The 750-nt window shown below is 44.3% G+C and carries 1 protein-coding gene; it reads left to right on the top strand.

Annotation, left to right across the window (positions count from 1 at the left end):
- The coding region (locus ACFIO3_RS14575) for a class I fructose-bisphosphate aldolase (RefSeq protein ID WP_375704728.1) at positions 1-750 on the top strand (750 nt) is incomplete at both ends.

Genomic DNA, 750 nt, shown 5'->3' with positions numbered 1-750 from the left:
ATTGGTGTTGAATCTCATGAAGATAGTCGCCGTGCTTATCGTGAAATGCTTTTTAGCGCAAAAGAAGCTATGGAAAATGCCATTTCTGGAGTCATTTTATTTGATGAAACCATTCGGCAAAAAGCATCAACTGGACAAATGTTGACGGATCTTATTCGGGATTCAGGCGCTTTGCCAGGCATTAAAGTTGATACGGGAGCCAAACCATTGGCTGCTTTTCCCCAAGAGACAATTACCGAAGGGTTGGATGGTCTTCGTGAGCGGCTAAAAGATTATTATGCTTTGGGAGCACGTTTTGCTAAATGGCGTGCGGTAATTGCTATTAATGCCGATACTTTGCCAACAAGAGGCGCCATAAGACAAAATGCACAAGCTCTTGCACGCTATGCTGCTTTGTGTCAGGAGTTGAATATTGTGCCAATTGTTGAACCGGAAGTGTTAATGGATGGACCGTCGTGTGGGCATTCCATTACGCGTTGCTTTGAGGTGACACGCGCTGTTTTACAGGCTGTCTTTAAAGAATTGTTTGAAGCCCGTATTCTTTTGGAGGGGATGATTTTAAAGCCCAATATGGTGATTGATGGCAAGGATGCACGCAAGGCTAGTGTTGAAGAAGTTGCTGAAAAAACCGTCCAGGTGCTTAAACAAACGGTTCCTGCTGCTGTTCCAGGAATTGCTTTTCTTTCTGGAGGACAGTCTGATCAGGAAGCAACAGCGCATTTATCTGCCATGAATTCTTTAGGCTCATTG

The sequence above is a fragment of the Bartonella sp. AD328YNZD genome (genome assembly GCF_042196425.1).
Note: the sequence above shows the minus strand (reverse complement) of the source record. Positions and strands in the feature narration are given on the sequence as shown.